This window comes from Enterococcus sp. DIV0970a (assembly GCF_051711265.1).
Classification (GTDB): domain Bacteria; phylum Bacillota; class Bacilli; order Lactobacillales; family Enterococcaceae; genus Enterococcus_D; species Enterococcus_D casseliflavus.
This window is the reverse complement of sequence record NZ_JBIOMF010000001.1, coordinates 152708-174260: the sequence shown is the minus strand read 5'-3', so window position 1 is coordinate 174260 and position 21553 is coordinate 152708. Positions and strand designations below refer to the sequence as shown.

At 44.2% G+C, this 21553-nt stretch carries 19 protein-coding genes and 1 pseudogene; 9 read left to right on the top strand and 11 right to left on the bottom strand.

The features are described from left to right. Positions 1-31 precede the first annotated feature (31 nt). The 4 genes from IGK14_RS00815 (at position 32) to IGK14_RS00800 (ending at position 4441) form a co-directional block, all read left to right on the top strand. Positions 32-790 carry a MurR/RpiR family transcriptional regulator gene (locus IGK14_RS00815; protein ID WP_010748570.1) on the top strand — a complete coding sequence of 253 codons (759 nt, stop codon included), beginning with the start codon at positions 32-34 and terminating at the stop codon, positions 788-790. A gap of 159 nt (positions 791-949) precedes the next feature. Next, complete coding sequence (locus IGK14_RS00810) at positions 950-2260, top strand: PTS sugar transporter subunit IIC (protein ID WP_010748569.1); 1311 nt, start codon at positions 950-952, stop codon at positions 2258-2260. 32 nt (positions 2261-2292) lie between these two features. Continuing rightward, positions 2293-3732, top strand: a complete 1440-nt coding sequence (locus tag IGK14_RS00805; RefSeq protein ID WP_010748568.1) for a 6-phospho-beta-glucosidase — start codon at positions 2293-2295, stop codon at positions 3730-3732. Positions 3733-3937: 205 nt separating this feature from the next. Beyond that, positions 3938-4441 (top strand): GNAT family N-acetyltransferase, encoded by a 504-nt coding sequence (locus IGK14_RS00800; protein WP_010748567.1) that lies wholly within the window; start codon positions 3938-3940, stop codon positions 4439-4441. A 43-nt stretch (positions 4442-4484) separates the two neighbouring features. On the opposite strand, the gene araD is transcribed toward IGK14_RS00800, so the two are convergent. The 7 genes and pseudogenes from araD to ulaG all read right to left on the bottom strand — a co-directional run bounded on the left by araD (position 4485) and on the right by ulaG (position 10113). Beyond that, positions 4485-5171 carry an L-ribulose-5-phosphate 4-epimerase AraD gene (gene araD / locus IGK14_RS00795; RefSeq protein WP_016609058.1) on the bottom strand — a complete coding sequence of 229 codons (687 nt, stop codon included), beginning with the start codon at positions 5169-5171 and terminating at the stop codon, positions 4485-4487. Further along, the gene (locus IGK14_RS00790) at positions 5143-6042 is read right to left on the bottom strand and encodes an L-ribulose-5-phosphate 3-epimerase (protein WP_010748565.1); all 900 of its coding nucleotides are present in this window, start codon (positions 6040-6042) and stop codon (positions 5143-5145) included. Before IGK14_RS00790 ends, araD begins: the two co-directional genes overlap by 29 nt. 6 nt (positions 6043-6048) lie before the next feature. After that, positions 6049-6687: pseudogene (locus IGK14_RS00785) on the bottom strand (3-keto-L-gulonate-6-phosphate decarboxylase UlaD). Positions 6688-6743: 56 nt separating this feature from the next. Further along, the gene (locus IGK14_RS00780) at positions 6744-7037 is read right to left on the bottom strand and encodes a PTS sugar transporter subunit IIB (protein ID WP_008376531.1); all 294 of its coding nucleotides are present in this window, start codon (positions 7035-7037) and stop codon (positions 6744-6746) included. Between the two features lie 23 nt (positions 7038-7060). Then, the gene (locus IGK14_RS00775; protein ID WP_010748563.1) at positions 7061-8527 is read right to left on the bottom strand and encodes a PTS ascorbate transporter subunit IIC; all 1467 of its coding nucleotides are present in this window, start codon (positions 8525-8527) and stop codon (positions 7061-7063) included. Further along, a complete protein-coding gene (locus IGK14_RS00770) occupies positions 8528-9001 on the bottom strand; it encodes a PTS sugar transporter subunit IIA (protein WP_010748562.1) in 474 nt (157 codons plus the stop codon). It abuts the gene before it with no gap. A gap of 47 nt (positions 9002-9048) precedes the next feature. Then, the gene (gene ulaG, locus IGK14_RS00765) at positions 9049-10113 is read right to left on the bottom strand and encodes an L-ascorbate 6-phosphate lactonase (protein ID WP_010748561.1); all 1065 of its coding nucleotides are present in this window, start codon (positions 10111-10113) and stop codon (positions 9049-9051) included. A 329-nt stretch (positions 10114-10442) separates the two neighbouring features. On the opposite strand from ulaG, the gene IGK14_RS00760 reads away from it, so the two are divergent. After that, positions 10443-11210 (top strand): DeoR/GlpR family DNA-binding transcription regulator, encoded by a 768-nt coding sequence (locus tag IGK14_RS00760; protein ID WP_010748560.1) that lies wholly within the window; start codon positions 10443-10445, stop codon positions 11208-11210. Positions 11211-11375: 165 nt separating this feature from the next. Here the strand turns inward: IGK14_RS00760 and IGK14_RS00755 are convergent, their stop codons facing one another. After that, positions 11376-12398, bottom strand: a complete 1023-nt coding sequence (locus tag IGK14_RS00755) for a YeiH family protein (protein ID WP_034695264.1) — start codon at positions 12396-12398, stop codon at positions 11376-11378. 65 nt (positions 12399-12463) lie between these two features. Between IGK14_RS00755 and IGK14_RS00750 the strand changes: the two genes are divergently transcribed. After that, positions 12464-13315 (top strand): LysR family transcriptional regulator, encoded by an 852-nt coding sequence (locus tag IGK14_RS00750; RefSeq protein WP_081116142.1) that lies wholly within the window; start codon positions 12464-12466, stop codon positions 13313-13315. 231 nt (positions 13316-13546) lie between these two features. Beyond that, a complete protein-coding gene (gene uvrC, locus IGK14_RS00745) occupies positions 13547-15337 on the top strand; it encodes an excinuclease ABC subunit UvrC (RefSeq protein ID WP_010748557.1) in 1791 nt (596 codons plus the stop codon). Between the two features lie 74 nt (positions 15338-15411). On the opposite strand, the gene IGK14_RS00740 is transcribed toward uvrC, so the two are convergent. The 3 genes from IGK14_RS00740 to IGK14_RS00730 form a co-directional block, all read right to left on the bottom strand. Then, a complete protein-coding gene (locus tag IGK14_RS00740; protein WP_008376546.1) occupies positions 15412-16152 on the bottom strand; it encodes a GntR family transcriptional regulator in 741 nt (246 codons plus the stop codon). A gap of 191 nt (positions 16153-16343) precedes the next feature. Beyond that, complete coding sequence (locus IGK14_RS00735; protein WP_005232725.1) at positions 16344-17624, bottom strand: PTS sugar transporter subunit IIC; 1281 nt, start codon at positions 17622-17624, stop codon at positions 16344-16346. Between the two features lie 247 nt (positions 17625-17871). Further along, positions 17872-19260: a glycoside hydrolase family 1 protein gene (locus IGK14_RS00730; protein WP_010748556.1), complete on the bottom strand. Its 1389-nt coding sequence runs from the start codon at positions 19258-19260 to the stop codon at positions 17872-17874. Positions 19261-19419: 159 nt separating this feature from the next. Between IGK14_RS00730 and celB the strand changes: the two genes are divergently transcribed. Both celB and IGK14_RS00720 read left to right on the top strand, forming a co-directional pair. Continuing rightward, positions 19420-20691, top strand: a complete 1272-nt coding sequence (gene celB, locus IGK14_RS00725) for a PTS cellobiose transporter subunit IIC (RefSeq protein ID WP_005226670.1) — start codon at positions 19420-19422, stop codon at positions 20689-20691. 108 nt (positions 20692-20799) lie between these two features. Beyond that, positions 20800-21516 carry a GntR family transcriptional regulator gene (locus IGK14_RS00720; RefSeq protein ID WP_005226669.1) on the top strand — a complete coding sequence of 239 codons (717 nt, stop codon included), beginning with the start codon at positions 20800-20802 and terminating at the stop codon, positions 21514-21516. The last annotated feature ends 37 nt before the right edge of the window (positions 21517-21553 follow it).

Genomic DNA, 21553 nt, shown 5'->3' with positions numbered 1-21553 from the left:
AATTGATTATCTAGGACAGCGAGGAACCAGCATGGCGCTTTTTGAACAATTAAACTTGAACAAGCTCTCTGCGGTAGAACAAGAAATCTACCGTTTTATCGTCAATCACTTAGAAAAGATCCCGTATATGCGTGTGCGCGACATTGCCGATGATGCTCATGTCTCTTCGACTTCGGTCTTTCGTTTTATTCAAAAAGTCGGCTTTCAGTCGTTTCCAGAATTTCGCTTCTATATCAAAAATCATTTAGAAAAAGCCCATTTTGATGCGCACCCTGAACACTTAGGTTTAGAAGCGCGCATCAAAGGCTTGAATATGCAGATCTTCCACCCTGATGCGGAATACCAAATACGAAAACTCGCCGAAGCGATGCGGGATGCCGATTTGATCTTATTTATGGGGATGGGGGCATCTGGTGCGATCGCGCAATACGTTGCCCGCAAACTAGCCAGCCTCGGTTACTTTAGCATCAGCATTGATGAGTTGACCTACCCGATCAAAAGCTTTTTGCGAAAAGATCAAAAGAATGTTTTGGTTTTTTTGAGTGTCTCTGGTGAAACCAAAGAACTGATCGAAGTCATTACCGGTTTAGACAATCAGGCGATCGTGCAGAAGTACTGCATTACCCCCAATCGGGAAAGTACGTTGGCACGCTTGTGCGATTATTCGATCGAGTATGCGATCAAAGAGGAACGCAAAGACATCTTTCTTGATTTGACTAGTCAACTGCCTTCAGTAGCGATTTTAGAAACACTGATCGGCTATTTGCAAGATTATCGTACCCATTCTTGATGGTTCAGTTTACTGAACCATCTTTTTTTGTAACACTGTGTTCCAGCTGCGGAATTTTTTTCATTTCTTGAGAGATATGTACGGAATCCGTATCCGCTTACTTTTAGTCGTTTACATTCGCTATAATGATGGCATCAATTAATGAAAGGTGTTATTATTATGCAAAAATTCAATGACCTGTTAGACCGCTCGTTGGTACCAATCGCAACAAAGTTGAACAATCAACGCCACGTAGCAGCGATTCGAGATGCGTTCATGCTGATTTTCCCACTGACCATCGCTTCTTCTCTCGTTATTTTGGTCAACAATATTTTATTTTCCAATGAGAGTTTCATCGTGCAATTATTTCAACTGAATCGACTTTTCCCAAATCTGGAAAGTGCCCAGCAAGTCCTAGCTTCCGTGGCGAACGGGACCATCAACATTATGAGTTTATTTATTGCGTTTCTTGTTGCCCAACTTTTAGCCAAGCATTTCCAAGCAGATGCTACGCTAGTTGGTTTGACAAGTGTCGCTGCCTTTATGATCTTGTACCCGACCTCGTTTGCAGTAGATGATGTCAATGTGATCTCTACACAATATTTAGGCGCCCAAGGGTTGTTCGTAGCTATGATCGTGGCTTGTTTGGTCGGTGAATTCTTACCGAAGCTTTTCAAGGTCAAACGATTGCAGATCAAAATGCCTGAAATGGTACCACCAGCTGTTTCCCGTTCCTTTTCTGGCATGATTCCGATCGTGATCATCGTGGCAGTCACTGCTTTGATCAATTTCTTAGTTTTGATGATCGCACCAGAAGGCATCAATGAACTGATTTACAACGGGATCCAAAGTCCATTGCGGGATCTGGGGGGCAATGTCGTCGGTGTCTTGATCTTGGCGTTCTTGCAAACTACGTTGTTTGCGATCGGGATCCATGGACCAAATACTTTGAATGCGGTTCGTTCAGCGATTTTTACCGAACAGGACCTAGCTAACCTAGACTTTATCAACCAAGGCGGCTCCTTGTGGGACGTTCCTTACAAAGAAACTTGGGGCGTTTTAAATGATATGTTCGCAAATATGGGCGGTACTGGTATGACATTGGGCTTGATCATTGCGATCTTCATCGCTTCAAAACGTCCAGAACAACGTGAGATTGCTAAGATGTCCTTAGTTCCAGGAATTTTCCAAATCAATGAGCCGATGATCTTCGGTCTACCGATCGTCTTGAATCCAATCTTGATCATTCCGTTTATTTTGACGCCAATGGTCAATATTTTAGTGGGTTATTTTGTCACTGTTGTCTGGCCGATCATGCCGACCCCAGCGATTGGGGTACCATGGACGACCCCCGGAATCATTAATCTCTTTTTAGGAACTGGAGGAAATGCGATCGCTGCGGTTGTCGGTGTCGTTTGTCTTGCGATTTCGGTCTTGATCTATTTGCCATTCGTGATCGCCTCTAACCGTTCCCAAAAAGTAGAATTATAAGCAAACGAATGAGTCGAGGAGGAATGAAATTTATGTCCGCAAAAATGCCAAAAGATTTTTTATGGGGCGGCGCGATCGCTGCCCATCAAGCAGAAGGCGCTTGGAATGTTGCTGGCCGTGGAATGAGTACCGCTGATGTTATGACGGCCGGCGGCAACGGTATTCCCCGTAAAATCACCAAAGGCGTCATTGAAGGAGAGTATTACCCGAACCATGAAGCCATTGACTTTTATCACCGTTACAAAGAAGATATCCAGTTATTCAAAGAGCTGGGCTTGAAATGTCTACGGACATCGATTTCTTGGAGTCGGATCTATCCAACTGGAACAGAAGAAGAACCAAATGAAGCCGGTCTCCAATACTACGATGATCTTTTCGACGAATTGCAGGCAAACGGCATCGAACCCGTGATCACTTTGTCCCACTTTGAAATGCCTTATGCCCTCTATGAAGAATTTGGTGGGTTTGCTAACAAAGAAGTGATTCCCCTCTTTGTCAAATTCGCCAAGACTGTTTTTCAACGGTATCGTGACAAAGTAACGTATTGGATGACCTTCAATGAGATCAATAATCAAGCAGATGGGCAAGAGCCGCTGCACGTTTGGACCAATTCTGCCATGATCATCGAGGATGACAGTCAAAAAGAAGCACTCGTCTTTCAAGCGGGCGTCAATGAGTTGATTGCCAGTGCGGCAGCGGTGATCGAAGGCAAAAAAATCAATCCAGATTTTCAAATTGGCTGTATGATGGCCTATGTCCCAGTCTACCCCTACTCTTGCGCACCCGCTGATTTGATGGCATCCGTCAAAGCCAATGAACGGCGCTATTTTTACAGCGACGTCCACGTACGAGGCAAGATCCCAACCTATGTGCAAAAATATTGGGCGAAAAAAGGCATCACGATTGAGATCACGCCCGAGGAACAAGCGCTATTAAAAGCGGGAACCGTTGATTATATTGGGTTCAGCTATTACATGTCAGGAACGATCTCAACCCTTAATGAAGTGGCTGGCACACCAACTGAGGATATCCCAGGAGCAAAAATCGTGAGTAATCCTTATATCAGTGCTTCTGATTGGGGCTGGCCTATCGATCCAGTCGGGTTGCGCTATGTGTTAAATACGATCTATCAACGCTATGACTTGCCGCTATTTATCGTAGAAAATGGCTTTGGTGCTTATGATCAATTAACCGATGAGCAGCAAGTCCATGATGACTACCGCATCACTTACCTGAAAGAGCATATCGAACAGATGGAAAAAGCGGTGGTTGAAGATGGTGTACCGCTATTAGGTTATACGCCTTGGGGGATCATTGATATCGTCAGCTTCGGCAGCGGCGAAATGGAGAAACGCTATGGCATGATCTATGTCGACAAAGACAATACTGGCAAAGGAACCTTGAATCGTTTGAAAAAAGATTCCTTTGCGTGGTACCAGCAAGTGATCGCCTCTAATGGTGAAACGCTCTAATTACTGCTTCCATAACTAACGTACAAAAACCGCCCCTCGTTGCGCCATACTCCTTTTCACATTAGGAGCCCGGCAACGAGGGGCGGTTTTTTTATTAAAGAGGGGCGCCATTGCGAGGATGGCTTTTCTTATCATCACTAAACACTACCTCAATGCTGTGGTACACTATAGCTATTCATTTACTTTCACTTTAAGGAGGAGCTGCATGAAGCCGATATTTCGTTCGATCCAATCTCAAGATGATGCGCCCTTAGCCGCTATCATTCGCAAAAGCTTGACCGACCACCAGTTGGCGGTTCCAGGGACTGCCTATTTTGATCCCGAGTTAGACCACTTAAGTGAATTTTATGCAGCAGATCCTGCTAGCCGCCATTATTTTGTCGTCACTAATGAATCGGGTACCCTTTTAGGCGGCGGTGGTCTTGCCGCTTATGATTCAGAAGGGAAAATCGCCGAGCTGCAAAAATTTTATCTCAGTGATGCTGCCAAAGGGCAGCGCCTCAGCTATCCCTTGCTGGCGAAGATCGAGGCCAAAGCTGTTGAACTAGGTTATCGGCAACTCTATTTAGAATCCCATCATTCTCTAGAAGCAGCCTTGCATGTCTATCAAAAAGCCGGCTATCGCGCATTGTGTCAGCCACTATTGGCAGCACAGCATACCACGATGGATCGCTTTTATGTGAAAACACTCGCTGAAGAAAACGAATAGAAAAGCAGCCGTTCCTTGATCGCTAGGAATGGCTGCTTTTCCGTTATCCTTGTCCATAATAAGCATGTTCGCCATGCTTGCGGAAATAATGTTTATCCAGCAAATAATCAGCGATCGGTGTTCGATCCAAGGTCAAAGCTTCGGTACCTAATGCCATTTCTGCGACCTCTTCTAAAACAATACTATTGCTGACCGCTTGTTCCGCAGATTGCCCCCAAGTAAAGGGACCGTGTCCCGCTGTGAGGACAGCTGGGCATGCAAGTGGATCTAATCCCCGCTTTTCAAACGTCTCGACAATGACTTTGCCAGTTTCTTTTTCATAGTCTGCCGTTACCTCAGAGGCCCGTAAAGGTCGTGTGCAAGGGACACTACCATAAAAAGTATCCGCATGCGTCGTTCCATATGCAGGAATGTCTCGCTGTGCTTGCGCCCATTTTACCGCATTTGTCGAATGCGTATGGACGATCGCCTTGACGCCTTCGAAGTGCTTATACAATAGCGCATGGGTTTTGATATCCGAGGAAGGCTTCAACGCCTTCGCCTCTTTCGGCGTTCCCGCTAAGTCGCAAACTACCATTGAATCAACCGTCATCGTCTGATAATCAACACCGCTGGGTTTAATGACGATGATCCCTAAATCTCGATCGATCTCACTGACATTTCCCCAAGTTAGCTTTACTAGTCCTTCCTCAGGCAGTCTCTTATTGGCTTGATAGACTCGCTCTTTCATCAATTGAAGCTGATTGATCAAGGTAACCGACCTCCTTTAGTTTTGGTAATAAAAATGCTTTGGCTTGTTCGATTTCCGCAATCGGGTCAGCGCTCGTCTCACTCCACATCTCGATGACAAAAGAACCGTTATAATTCAACCGCTTCAGCGTGCGTAAGCAGCCATCAAAATCAACACACCCAGTGCCAAACGGTACTTCTTTAAACTTTCCTCGAAACTTATCTGAAACCGCCAATGTATCTTTCAAATGAATCTGGGTTATCTCGCAAATGCCTTTTTCTAATTCATAACCGACATCATTTTCTGGCCAGGCCGATAGGTTCCCGACATCTGGATAGACTTGTAGATAGGGCGAAGGGATCTGCTCCTTGATCCGTAAATACTTTGAGATAGAATTTAGAAACGGATCATCCATGATCTCTAGTGACAAAACGACACCCTTTTCAGACGCCCTAGCGACCGCTTCTTTTAGATTGGCAATGAACCATTCTCGGCTACAAAGACTTTTTTCCTCATAGTACACATCGTATCCGGCTAATTGGATGCAGCGAATACCCAAATCTGAAGCCAGGTCAATGGCTTTTTCCATCAGATGCATCGCGTGCTTGCGCTTTTTTTCATCGATCGAACCAAAGGGAAACCGCCGATGTCCACTGAGACATAAAGACAAGATTTTGATCCCCGAGGCATAGATTGCCTCGACGATCTCTTTGCGTTGCTCTTGGTCCCACTCTAAGCGTGCCAAGCGTTCATCGGTTTCATCAATGGACATTTCAATGAAATCGAAGCCTCGGTCTTTGACAAACTGCAATCGTTCCGACCAAGAGAGGGTTTTGGGTGTTGCTTTTTCATATAGACCGATCAAACTCATGGAAAACTACCCCCAAATCCGTAAAATCTCTTGCTTGAAATCAACTGCTGCTTGTTGCGGATCGTCAGCTGCAGTGATGCCTCGTCCTGTGATAAAGGTATACACATCAATGCCAGCAAACAGAGCCAACGTCTCGACGCTCAATCCTCCCGTGACTGACACTCGAAACCCCATATCGATCAATTTACGGACTTTCGTTAAATCTTTTTCTCCCCATGTTTCACCAGCTAACAGTGCGTCACGACTTTGATGATAGATAGCTTGTGAGATGCCGGCATCTAGCCACTGCTATGCTTGCTGGTAGGTCCAGTCACCATATAATTCTACTTGGATCTCAGCAATTTCTTTTGCCGCTGCCTTCATTGTTGGGATCGTTGCTGCACAAATCACGGTCATATAATCCGCGCCAGCTTGCTGGCAGTTTTTGGCGACCGTCCCACCGGCATCGGCACATTTTGTGTCTGCTACGATCAACTTTTCCGGATACATCGCTCGGAAGCAGCGTAGGACCTGTGCTCCTTCTTGCAACAGTAAAATAGTTCCTGCTTCAATGATATCCACCACATCGCCAACTTTTTTGATATCAGCCAGTGCACCAGCTAAATCGGAGTGATCGCAAGCGATCTGCAGTTTTGGTATACTCATGAAATTCCCCTCTCTTTTGTTCGATCATCTTTTTGTTCTTGTCACGTCCTGATGCACTACTCCTTCGAAAGACCCGCTTCTCTGACCCGCTCAATAATTTCTTTAGGGGACATCACATTTCTTACCCCGATCACTGTTACGCCCTTTTCTTTGGCTTTATCGAACATATTGACAAAGTTCATTGGCGTAAAGACCACATCGTAATTCTTGGCGGTGCTTTTGCCTTCAGAAATCGCGCAATGATGAATAGAGGTGATCGTGATCCCTTCTGACTTCAAAGCTTTTTCGACACTCCGCATCATCATCAAACTTGTTCCTGATCCATTTGCACAAGATACCAATACTCTCATCTTCTTTTCCTCCTAAGAATTCATTATTTTTGTTTTTCTACATACGCATCATAATCATCTACGATCAAGAAATACCCTTCTGGATCTCTGCGGTACTGCAACTGTGGAATCACTAATAAGATCACCACTACAAGAACCACACCAATGATGCCTAAGAATTTCATCAATACTGTAAAGAATGGCCAGACGGTCGCCCAGTCGAACATTCCAATATAGCCGCCATATTGAGACAATCCTACCCAAGTAGCGATCAATGCCGAACCACCGATCTGAATAATGCCGGATAAGAATGGGAAGAGACAAGCCGCTTTGATGCCTCCGCGGTTGTTGGCAAAAACGGCGATCGCTGCGTTATCAAAGAACAGTGGGATAAACCCAGCAATGACGATCGTTGGTGAACGGAACAAAATCAGTAAAGCAATCATTAAGAATTGTCCTAATGCACCGAATAAAAAGCCCACCGTCACGGCATTTGGCGACCCAAAGGCAAAGGTTGCGGCGATATCGATCCCTGGAACAGCACCTGGTAAAATCGTATTCGAGATTCCTTGGAATGACTCGGTCAATTCAGAAACGAAGGTGCGGACACCTAATTGAAGAATTGCTAAATAGACGGCAAACATTAGTGATGTTTGTAAAATATAAAATAAGAAACTTTGTCCTTCTGCCATAAATCCTGCTGTTATTAAATAATCTTGTCCAAGCGTTACCAAAATGATACCGAAGAAAAAGAGCATCAAAATCGAAGTCGATACCATATTTTCATTGAAGACTGATAAAAAACCGGGTAGTTCGACATCTTCTAATTTGCGGTTGGATTTGTTCTTTTTGAAGCGTTCCGCAAGTCGTGCAAAGAAGTAAACACCAAACATCTGTTGATGGGCAATCGCAAAACCAGCACCTTCCGTCAAATCTTGACAGATGCCAACGGTCAAATTGGACCCCACCGCCCAATAGCAGCCTAAGATCAAGCCCATGACAAGTAAGACTTCGATTCGACCCAGGTCTGGGAAACAGAATAGCAGCAGCCAAAAGGCCGTTGCGGCTTGCTGTACTTGCACATTTCCAGTAGTGAAGACGGCCCGCAGCTTCGTATATTTTTTGAAGCGAACGAGTAAGATATTAAAAACAAAGGCAATCAATAATAAGAGCATCGTGTCACCAAAGGTGCGTCCAAATCGTTCTTCAATGCCGGCGGTGATCGCATTTTGACCAAAATACGGGTCAGTGACCATCGCATCTAATTCAAAACGCTCCTTAAGCCCCACCAGGATCGGACGGAAATTATTGACCAATCCACCAGAGCCAATCGTCAAAATCAAGTAACCAACGGTGGCCTTGAAGAAACCTGCAACACATTCAACAAACGGCCGTTTCAATAGTAAGTAACCAATCAGTACAATAAAACCGATCAAAAAAGCTGGCTGCATCAAAATATTCTGAGCAAAGTAATCCCAGCATCTCAATAAGAAATCTCCTACCATTTCCATCTAATCCCTGCTTTCTTTTTGGTCATATTTCTCCATCACCGCTTCAAAATCTGCCATTGTTTTTACACCTAGTAAATCTTCCACCAGCCCTTCTTCCATCAGCATTTCGGATAAACTAGCGATATTGTTCATATGTGCTTCAGCGTTTTTGGCAGCGAGCATAAAGAACAACTGCGCCTCTTTGTCGGGGTCATCATCTTGAAATGAAACGGGGGCTGGAAAAATCGTCAATCCGATCCCCGTTCCTAAGACACCTTTGCTTTCTGCTGAAGAATGGGGCATGGCTACTTTGGGAATGATCACAATATAAGGACCGTATTGATGAACATCCCGAATGACATCTTCAATATACTGATCCGTGATCAACGCCTTTTGCTTTAATCCTTCGCCACTCGCCCAGATAGCGGCTTCCCAATCTTCGGGCTGTTCATGATTGATCGCAACCAACTCATTTTCATAAAAATAACGCAGCATTACCTTTGCTCCTTTCAAATTTGGCTTTTGCAGCATCCCCCCTTCTTTTATAAAAAAGAAGGGAATGGCGTATCATTATCGACCGAAAACACATCTTTGAAGCCGCGATAGAAATTAAATTCAAGATCGTCTTTATTCGTTGGGTAGGTAAATTTGCCGCCAACTTGCCAAATATACGGTTTAAACTCATAGTGCAAACGATCTTTTTTAAACTTCCAAATCTCAGTGATCTCCTTTGGATCAGCCATAAAATTGGACCAGATATCATAGTGTACAGGTATCACTACTTTGGCATTGAGGGATTCTGCCATCCGCAACATATCGACTGAAGTAACCTTGTCGGTGATGCCCCGCGGGTTTTCGCCATATGCACCTAAGCAAACATCGATCTTGTACTGATTCCCATGTTTAGCAAATACATTCGAATAATGAGAATCTCCAGCGTGATAAATCGCCCCACCGGAAGTCTCAAACAAGTAATTGACTGCGATACGATCCATGTCCTGTGGCATTTTTCCTTTCAAGCTGGTATCCGGATCTTCACAAGTAATTAGAGCGGTTCGATCGAATGCTTCTAAAGCGACGATTTTCACCTGCCCAATGGTCACTTCATCCCCTGGTTTGACCACGATGGTTTTTTCTTCTGGTATTCCCCATTTCAACCAAGTTGCAACGACTTCATGGGGACCGACGAATTTTGCTTCTGGACAATTTTGATGGACTGCAGCTGCGGTATTGATGTCTAAATGATCGGAATGAATATGGGTCACCACTAACGCATCCACTCCTTTGATTTCAAATGGATCGATCACAAAGGGCTGCGTCCGTAAGTTAGGCTGCATTTCCTGTACACCACTCATCCGCATCATTTGATGGCCTTTTTTCATTTGCCCATTCCCATGACTGCGTTTGCCAGTGCCGCACCAAAGGTCGCATAAAATGTTGGTTCCTTCCGCACTCTTTAACCAAATACCCGTACAGCCTAGCCACCACATGGAAACTGTGCCTTCTTTCACAAGTTCACTTTCGATCTCCTCGTTTAAATAGGTTCCCCATTCTGGAAACGTATTTAACAGCCAACTCTCTTTCGAAACATCATTTACGTGTACCATCTTTGTTCCTCCCTTGCTTATTTACACCTTGATTCTAACATATAGAAAAACGCTTTCAATCAAATTTTATGTTAATTTATCTTATTTTATGTTAATTTACCGAGAAATAAATGTGATTATTTAATATATATGGTAATGTTTCTGTGATATGTTAAAATGAGTTCGAAAGAAGAAACGATAAAAAAATGGCAGTTTCTAAACGACGGCTGTGCGATTATCCCGCGAATTCGTGAGAAAGAGACACGTGATTTTGCTGCACAGGATAATTGCAAGCTGGACAAATGATAGAAGACAATAATAGAAAAAAGTGCATGTGAGGAGGAAGTATCGTGAAACGTTCCAATGAAGAAGTGAGGCAAAGAAGAAAACAATTGATCGATTTGATAAAAGCATCTGGTCTTTCTGATGTGAGGACCCTCAGTCATCAGTTGGGAGTATCAGAGATGACGATCCGCAGAGACTGTACTGTCCTCAGTGAGATGGGTCAGATCAAACAAACCCACGGAAAAATCGAATACTGTGAAGCTTATGAAGATGAAGCACATCCCACCGACTCGATCGAGTACATCAAAGATCGACTGGCCAAAGAAGCGGCTCGCCAAGTAAAAGATGGCGATACCCTTTTCGTCAATACGAGTACCAGTGCAGCTCAAACGTTGCGCCATCTCACAGACAAACGAATCAGTTTGCTGACGAACAACACGAGTGTGATCCAAATGGAACACCATCCAAAATCAACGATTGTTTTAAGTGGTGGCGAAATACGTTACCCTAAAGCGGCATTGTCAGGAGACATCGCCGTGGAGTCATTTTCTCACGTTCGTTCTGATGTTACGATCATTGGCTGTAGTGGGTTAGATTTACAGACCGGCATTTCCACTTCAGTAATCCACGAAGCCAAAGTCAATGCGAAAATCATCGAAAATTCTGGCAAGTTGATCGTTATCGCGGATTATCGCAAAATCGGTAAGCAATCCAATTTTACGATTGGCGCAATTGCGGATATCGATCTGCTGATCACCGATCATTACTCTGATCCCAAAGTCATCGATTTGATTGAGCAACAAGGTGTTCAAGTCATCCAAGTACCCGTCTAACCTTCTTTACCGCTAAAAAAAGCCCGACAGTTGATCTGAAAAGCCACGCCTTGCTGCCTCTTCCAACAGAAACAGCAAAGCGTGCCCTTCGATCAACCATCGTGGCTTTTTTCGTTAAACAATCGTGCGCTTCAAACGTGCTTTATGGGTCGTGCCTCTTGTGAATTAGAGCCGCAGCAACCAAATCAATGCAACAGCACCCACGGTTTGGACGGCGCCAACGGAAAGACCATAGAATAAAAAGCGCGGGCCTTCTTTTAAAAACTTGCGGAAATCCAAGCGCAAACCGATGGCTGCCAACGCCGTCGTTTCAAACCACGTACTGATAAAATGAGCGCCCTCATTCAACCAGCTAGGCAGCGGTAAGAAGCTGTTCAAGATACAGATGGTCAAGAAGCCCAACACATACCAAGGGATCGGCAGCCGCAGCTTGCCTTTGGCTTTGGTTTTGGTGGGGGTCTTTGTCGTCATTCGTTCAAAAACAATGACGACGACTGCCAACATGATGATGCGCGCGATTTTAAAGAGCATCGCGTATTTGACGGTGTCGGCATCAATCAAACTAGCCCCCGCCACGACTTGTCCGACGGATTGCAGCGTGCCACCAAGTAAGGCGCTTTTTTGCAACAGATCATCGCCGTATAAGCCCAATGCTAAAAACGGCAGCGTCAGCATCATCACTGTTCCTAAAAGATTGACCAAGGTGATGATCTGCCCTTTTTCTTCATCATCGGCATCAATGGCTGGTGCGATCGCCGCAATCGCAGAGGATCCGCAGACAGCATTGCCGCCTGCCATCATCAGGCTCATCTTTTGATTAAAGGCCATTTTTTTCCCTATCAAATAAGCAGCGGTAATGACCAAACTCATCATCAGCAATATAAAGAGAAAGCCCCGAAGGCCCATTTCACTGATGGTCTGGAAAGTGACGGTAAAGCCCAGCAAAACCACCGAATATTCCAAGAGCCGACTTTCCGCAACCTTCGTTCCGACTTGATAGCGTTCTTGCTTGAACAGTGTATTTCCTAAAATGATTCCTAATAAAATAGCAAGGGTTGCTCCCCCTAATTTTGGTACAGCCAAAGCCATGATTCGGGCGGTGACGGCTACCGAAAAGGATAGGAACAAACCGGGAAGTATCAAAGCTGTTTGTCGTTGCTTCATTGCTTTCATCCTTTCATATAACATCCATTATACACAGATTGACCGATCAGTAGGATTTATTGGTATAATAGTTATGATTGAATTTTCTAATGGAAGGGATTGCAATGTTAAAATTACTGGAGACCTTCAAGATGGTCTATGAAACGAAAAATTTTTCGAAAGCTGCCGAATTGCTGTTTATTTCGCAGCCCACGGTTTCTGCTCAGATCAAGCAGTTGGAACAAGACCTGGATACACCGCTTTTTTTACGCAATGGTCGCAAAAACGTGATCGCCACGCCCCAAGCAGAGTACCTTTACGAAAAGGCACTGAATTTATTGGATGAGTGGTCGACGATCACCAGCGAGATCCATACCAACACGCAGCATCAAAGCCACTGTGCCCTAGGCATCTCTCATACCTATGCGATGGCCTTGATGCCTGACTTGATGATTGCTTTATACAACGCCTTTCCCACGGTGCGTTTTCGGGTATCGATGATGAACTCCGCTGAAGTCTTAACAGCCCTTGAACAACATCAATTAGATTTAGGGATCATTGAAAAACCCTTATCTGCACCAAGTATTTTGCGTTTCCCGATTTTGAAAGATCAGCTCGTCTTAGCTGGTGATCCCCAAGTCGGTCCTTGGCTCGTTCGAGAAGCGAGTTCTGGTGTCTACTATTACACTAAGCGCTATCTAGAGGAACAAAATATTCAAGGACCGATCATTGAGATCGCCAGCAATGAATTGATCGTCGCTTTACTGAAACAAGGCTTCGGCTGTTCGATCCTTTCCAAGCGAGCCGCCTACGGCATTGGCTATCAACTGCTGGATAAAAATTTTGAGCGGCAATTTTACCTCATCCAGCGCAAAGCCGTCACAGAACCAGCCATCGAGGGTTTGCGGACCTTCATTCAGGAGTGGTCGCAAGAGGATTCCTTGCAAGCAGAAAGCAAATAAATTCACTTGTTTTTAAGGGAGGAAACCACCGCCTCGTGGGATTTCTTAACCTTTTCTTACGATTACGCTTCCTCGCTGCCGATCTGGCCCGTTTGATTGTTTCTTAAGAAATTTGTGCTAAAATGAAGAGTACTGGCTATGGGCTCTAATGTTCCCCTTTTCGGTGGATCTTAGACCGCCCTTTGACTACTTTTGCAGTTCGTGAGCAAACCAGTAAGAAAGGATCTTGAAATGAACGAACAAATCAAGAACAAATTAGCGCTGCTTCCTGACCAACCCGGTTGTTATTTAATGAAAGATAAAAATAACAAAATCATCTATGTTGGGAAAGCCAAAATTTTAAAAAATCGTGTCCGTTCGTACTTTACCGGCAGTCACGATACGAAAACCGAACGGCTCGTTCAAGAAATCAATGATTTTGAGTACGTCGTTACCGAATCAAATACGGAAGCCTTATTGCTGGAAATCAATTTGATTCAAAAAAACAAACCGAAATACAATATCATGCTAAAGGACGACAAGTCGTATCCTTTTATTAAAGTGACCAAAGAGCGCTATCCGCGTCTGATCATCACTCGTAAAGTTTTAAAAGACGGGGCTTTATATTTTGGCCCTTATCCTGATGCACGAGCAGCCAACGAAACCAAACGGGTGCTGGATCGCCTCTTTCCATTGCGAAAATGCGGTCCTTCTCAAAAGCGGCCTTGTCTTTATTATCATTTGGGTCAATGCGTCTGTCCTTATGTCAACAATGTAGATCCCAAGGATTATCAGAAGATCGTTGATCAAGTCAAACACTTTTTCCACGGCGGTCACGTCGATATTTTAAAAGACCTGAAAGAGAAGATGGGCGAAGCCATTGAAACGTTAGAGTTTGAACGAGCGGCTGAGCTGCGGGATCAGATCCAAGCAATCGATACCGTCATGACGCGACAAAAAATGACTCTGACAGATCTGATGGACCGTGATGTCTTTGGCTACAGTGTCGACAAAGGCTGGATGTGTGCCCAAGTCTTCTTTATCCGTCAAGGAAAGCTGATCGAACGAGAAGTCTCTTTGTTTCCTTTCTACAATGAAGCGGATGAGGATTTCTTGACCTTCGTCGGCCAGTTTTACCAAAAGAATGAGCACTTCATTCCCAAAGAAGTCTTTGTTCCGCAAAATGTCGATGCTGCCCCATTAGAAGCGCTGCTGGAAACCAAAGTCCTGCAGCCCCAACGAGGCGACAAAAAGAAATTGGTCGATTTGGCCAATAAAAATGCCCGCATTGCCTTGGCACAAAAATTTGCGTTGATCGAGCGTACTGAAGAACGGACGATCGGTGCAGTGGATCGTCTAGGCGAAGCCATGGGGATCGCAACACCTTATCGGATCGAAGCCTTCGATAACTCCCACATCATGGGGACCGACCCAGTGTCTGCAATGGTGGTTTTTGTCGACGGGAAGCCGTTTAAAGATGATTATCGGAAATATAAGATTCGTACCGCACAAGGCGGCGACGATTATGGCTCTATGCAAGAAGTCATCTACCGCCGATACTCTCGTGTCCTAAAAGAAAACCTGCCTTTTCCTGATCTGATCATCATCGATGGTGGGAAAGCCCAAGTCGGTGCCGCCCAAGAAGTGCTGTATAACCAGCTAGGTTTAGATATTCCCGTTGCGGGTTTAGTGAAGAACAACAAACACAAAACCAGCGAGTTGATTTTCGGGGAATTTTTAGATCCGATCCAGCTGGAACGCAATTCTGTGGAATTCTTTTTGCTGCAACGGATCCAAGATGAGGTCCATCGTTTTGCGATCACCTTCCATCGCCAACTGCGCAGTAAAAACAGCTTTTCTTCCAAACTGGATGAAATTCCTGGCTTAGGACCAAAACGCAAGCAACAGCTGATGAAAACCTTCAAGTCGTTAAAAAACATCCAAGCAGCTTCCGTGGAAGAGATCCAGCAAGCTGGCATCCCCAAAGCCGTTGCGGAAACTATCTTAGCCAAACTAGGTGATCAAAACCAACCCACTTCTTAAGTCAAAACAAAAACGCTCCATAGCCAACAGTAGCTATGAAGCGTTTTTTCGTTGAAGAAGCATTTTGTAAGCCGTTACTTTTTGCGGTGCTGTAACAGATCAGGCTTCATGTCTAACATGGAATATCCCCGAACATCATACCGATTGCGGCTGCAGGAATAGTCCACTGGACGTCCCGATTCTAAATAGATGATCTGTTCTAATTCCAATACTGGGTCATCTGCTTGGCACGCTAAATAGGTTTGATCGTATTCATCGCTTTTGGCAGCCTGAAAGGTCCGATAAGCGCCAGCAAATTTGTAGCCTAAATCTTGCAGTAGATAGTCATAGACGGATTCTTCCAAGATCTCTTTCGTCAAACCGCTGACCAGATCCAACGGCATATAGGAATGCTCGAGTATGTATGGATTGCCTTCTAAGATCCGCAAACGGATCACATGATAGATTGGTTGTTCGGCAGTGATCTGAAGCATCTCTTGAATTCTTGTTGTAGGAAAACAGACTTCAAAGGTGATGACTTGGCTAGTCAATGTCCGTTTTTCTTGTTTCATCTGATAGCTCAGGCCTTTGTATTCTGTCACCGATGAGGTATCTTTGCCCCAAAAGGAATGATTCAAAACTTTGGTCCCTAAGCCGCGCTTTGTCAGCAGCAAGCCTTCCATAATCAGGATATTCACCGCATTTTTAATCGTCATTCGGCTGACGCCAAACTCTTCCACTAACTCTGTTTGATAAGGTAAAAGACTGTCTTTCGGATAAGTTCCGTCCTTGATTCTTTTACGCAGAACATCTGCGATCTCCATATATTTGGGCATTTTGCCACCTCCAAAACGTGTGTTGTATTGTATTGATTGAAAAACGATAAAAGAACCGGCCAAACGAAAAGAGTGTCATCACACCACTGCACCTTCCAATGAAGCAGTGTGATAAGGGGTATTGCACTCTGATCGCGGCCGGATAAGGTCTATTACGTTTGGCGCTTGTTTCTAATCGACTCGATCAGACATTACGCATTTTTTAAACGGCGTGTTTCTTGAATTTGCGCCATTTTCACGAACGGCAAGTAGATAACGATTGACAAGATCAAGTTAACAGCTGCCAAGATTCCGCCAGCAATACTTTGTGTCGACAAAATACCGCCGATGATTGGTGGCGTCGTCCATGGTGCGATGACGGTACTTGCAGGAACTAAGCCAGTTGCGGTTGCAAAATAAGCAGTCGTTACTAAAACAAGTGGGGTCAACACATATGGGATGAACAAGATTGGGTTCAAGACAACTGGTAACCCAAACATCACTGGTTCATTGATCATAAACACACCTGGTGCAACAGATAGTTTTGCGACAGTCATATACGCTTTATGATGACGAGCAACTAAAAAGATCGCAATCAAAAGACCTAGTGTCGCACCTGTTCCGCCGATGTTCACGAAAGAATCAAAGAATGGTTTGTTCACGATATAAGGCAAATCTGTTCCTGCTTCTAATGCTCGTGCGTTTGCTTCGATCGCTGGCACATTGATCGTTTGCATGAACGGGTCGATGATGTTGGCACCATGTAAACCAAAGAACCATAAGAATGCAGAGATAAAACCTAATAGCAAAGCAGCTGGGTAAGAGTTTGCCAAGCCCATGAATGGTTGTTGCACCAATTCATAGAAGGACAATACGATACTTGTCACACCAAATGCTTGGAAAATTGCTGTAAACAAAGCAAAGATCGATACGGTGATCATTGCTGGGAATAATGCAGCAAATGAACGTGAAACTGCTGGTGGTACTCCATCAGGCATGTTGATGACTAAGCGTGGGTTGCCAGCTAGACGACGGAAGATCTCAGTAGAAATGATCGATACGATTAATGCTAAAAATAATCCTTGAGAACCAAGTCCGGCAGCTGTTAACAAACCATCTGGGCCTGTCGCCATTGCACCTAATGCGAAGAAACTTGCAACTGAGATCGCCCCAGCACCTAATGCGTCTTGATTGTAGCTTTTAGCTAAATTATACGCTACTGTGAAAGCGATTAACAGACCAAGTATTGAAAAAGTACCTGCTGACAAGTTGTTCCCAAAGGCTTGCCATGTGCCTTCACCAAAAATGCCATTCATAAAATCAATATAGGCAGGGATTGGTAAGTTGTTGATCAATACCCCAAAAGAGCCTAAGATCATCAACGGCATCGTTACGATAAATCCGTCACGAATGGCCACTAGATGTCTTTGAGAGCCTATTTTAGAAGCGATCGGAATAAAGTGCTTCTCCATAAATCCAATAAATTTATCCATTGTTTTTTCTCCTTTCAAACCCTAAACAAAATAATGAAACCGATTTCTACTAAAGAATACCACGAGAACGTTTCCATGTCTAGTCTTTTCTTTATCAGAACTGTGCTTTTATTTAACCCAGCTTATCATTTGCAAAAACAGGTGGTTTTTTAATAGAATCCCCCCTTTGAAATTAGCCAAAAAAAATCCGCGATTTTACACAAAAAAAGCAATGCTGATTCCTACAGCATTGCTTTTTTCATTGTTATTAAAAGCCGTTATTATCTGAAACTTCTTTAAACCAACGACCTGATTTTTTCACCGTTCGTTTAGCATCATTTGCTAAGTCAACGGAGATAAATCCGTAACGGTTCTTGTAAGCATTGGTCCATGACCAGTTGTCCATGCAAGTCCACATATGGTAGCCGACACAATTGGTTCCTTCTTGGATCGCTTGGTGGACGTACTTCAAGTGGTCAGAGACAAATTCGATGCGGTAATCATCTTCGATCACGCCATCAGCATTGACGAAACGTTCTTCTCCTTCGACACCCATGCCATTTTCAGAAATGTAGCACTTGATATTGCCATAATTTTCTCGCGTGTTCGTCAAAATATCATAGATCCCTTTTTCATAGATTTCCCATCCACGATACGGGTTCATTTTCTTGTTCGGCATATCATAGTTATCAAAGTAATCATCAGGCATTGGACTTTTCGCTTCATCGATTGGTGATTCTTTCTTCATGATACGACGAGGTTGGTAATAATTGATCCCCAACAAGTCGATCGTATTTTCGCGAATTGTTTGTAAATCATCAGCTTCCATCGCTGGTACCATATCCAATTCCTTGACGATGGTCACTAATTCTTCTGGGAACGTGCCTTTGACCGCAGGGTCTAAGAAAGAGCGATTAAAGAAGGCATCTGCGATTTGCGCTGCTTTGACATCCTCTGGATCGTTCTCATCTCTTGGATAGCTTGGCGTCAAGTTCAAGATGATGCCGATCTCCCCATCAAGGTTCATCTCATGATAGACTTTGATGGCTTTAGCACTCGCCAACGTTTCGTGGAACCCAACTTGGACTGCATGTTTCATGTTGATCTCATTCGGATAATGGAATTGGTAAAGATAGCCGCCTTCAACAGGGACGATCGGTTCATTATGAGTGAACCATTTCTTGACACGATCACCAAATAATGTAAAGCAGGTTTGCGCAAACGCGACATAGGCATCCACGGTCTCTCGGTTCAACCAGCCGCCTTTTTCTTGCAGCGCCATCGGCATATCGAAGTGGTATAAATTCATGAAAGGTTCGATCCCGTTGGCGATCAACTCATCAATGTAGGCATTGTAAAAATCAACGGCTTTTTGATTGACTTCTCCTTTGCCTTGCGGGAAGAGACGACTCCATTGGATCGACGTCCGAAACGTCGTATGGCCGGTTTCTTTCATTAGTTGAATATCTTCTTGATAGCGTGTATAGACTTGCGAGGTTTTTTCAGGACCTACCCCATTGAAAAATTTCTCTGGTTCTTGCTGATACCAGTAATCCCAGATGCTTGCCCCTTTGCCATCGCCTTCAAATACACCTTCTGTTTGTGGGCCACTAGCGGCTGACCCCCACCAAAAGCCTGCTGGAAATTGATAATCCATCTTCATTCACTCCTCATTTTTTCTTTGCTGCCCTAATCATAAAGGAAGCAGTTATAAAAATCAATCTTTTTTAAAATAAATGTATAGACATTTAAAATAAAACATGATACATTATCAATGTAATCGATTGCAAAAAGAAATTTAAGGAGTGAACTAATAATGAATGGTTTTATGGACAAGTTATCTGAAAAGATTTTGCCCTTGGCGAATGCCTTAGGACAAAATCGCTACCTGACCGTCTTGCGGGACGCGTTTATGCTTTCGTTCCCAATCACTATGTTTGGATCGATCGTGGTCGTTTTAAACAACCTGCCCTTCTTCAGTGATGCCACTAAAGGAACATTAGGAACACTGTTTGGCAATGGGCAAAATGCAACAATGAGTATCATGACTGTTTTCGTTACTTTCGGTATTGGCTATTATTTATCAAAATCATATGATGTGGAAGGGATTTTTGGTGGTGCCGTTTCGTTTGCCAGCTTTTTGATCTTGACTCCTTTCTTTATGACCACTGAATCTGGCGAAACGATCTCCGGTGTGCTGTCTCTTGATCGTCTTGGCGCAAAAGGGATGTTTATCGGGATGATCGCAGCATTTTTGGCAGCTGAAATCTATTGCCGCATCACAAAACGCGGCTGGCAGATCAAAATGCCTGATGGGGTACCACCAGCAGTTTCTAAATCTTTTGCCGCTTTGATTCCAGCAATTATCACCTTAACGGTATTCTTAGTGATCAATGCCATCATGACGGGTGTCTTCAATGCCAACTTGCATGACCTGGTTTATGAATTGATCCAAAAACCATTGACTGGACTAGGCAGCAGCTTGCCAGCAACTCTATTGGCTTTGTTCTTTGTTCAATTCCTTTGGTTCTTCGGTCTACATGGTCAAATCATCGTCAACTCTGTGATGGACCCGATTTGGAATACATTGATGTTAGACAACTTAGAAGCGTATCAAAATGGGGATGCACTGCCGCATATCGTCACAAAACCATTTATGGAAACCTTTACTGTTGGATTAGGCGGTTCTGGTATGACGTTAGCCGTTGTTATCTTGATGGCTTTCGTATTGAAGAAAAAACAATACCGCGATGTGGGTCGTTTGGCTTTAGCACCAGGGATCTTTAACGTTAACGAACCAGCCATCTTCGGTATGCCGATCGTCTTGAATGCGACGATCCTGATTCCTTGGGTCGTGGCACCTCTTGTGGTAACGACCTTCAACTACTTAGTGATGGCGGCTGGACTTGTTCCTGCACCAACTGGTGTTTCTGTTCCTTGGACCGTTCCAGTGGTCTTCAGTGGTGTCTTAGCAACCAACTCTTGGTTAGGTGGTTTGCTGCAAGTCATTGACGTGGTGATCGTCGGCTTGATCTGGTATCCATTCTTACGTGTTTTAGATCGTCAAGCAGAACCATCGATCGATTAAGCGCAACGGCTGGCTGAATTTTTTCAGTCAGCCGTTCTTTTTATAAAAAAACCAAGGTTTGATTGTCGAAACCGCTTTTTTCAGCTATACTTCTTGCGAGGTGATCAGATGCCAAAATACCAAGAAATTGCCAATATTTTACGCACACGTATCAAAAACAAAACGTATCCGCCTGACAGCTTACTGCCGAACCAAACTGATTTAGTCGAGGAATTCGGAGTCAGCCGGATGACCGTCAAAAAAGCCATCGGTATTTTAGCCATGGAAGGACTGGTTTATTCTCAGCGGGGCGCTGGAACAAAAATATTGAACCACCCATTCTTAAAAAAAGACACCACTGCTTTAACGGTCTATGAAGGCTTGTCAACGGAAATGGGCAAAGCTGGCCGCAAGCTAGTCAGTCAAGTCATCGATTTTCAAGTCGAATTTCCTGACCAAACGATCCAAGAAAAGTTGATGTTAACGGAAGAACAGCCGATCTATAGTATTGTCCGCTTGCGGATTCTTGAAGACCAGCCGTTTATTTTAGAATATACCTATATGCCCGTCCATTTGGTGCCCAATTTAACTCGTGGCCATTTAGAAAGTTCTATCTACCGTTATGTCAAAGAGGAACTAGGGGTCCAGTTTGCTGGCGCCTACCGCACCATCGCCGCTGATAAAAGTACCGCGTACGATCAACAGTATTTGGACTGTAAAGCCGATGATCCGGTCTTAGAGATCGAACAGATCGTCTATCAGAAAAATGGCTCACCCATCGAATTTTCCCGTAGTCGCAACCGTTATGACGTGCGGGCCTACTCTTATTTAGATGTCCAGCACTAAAAAGACCTACCCACGATTTTCTTCCATCAGAAACCGT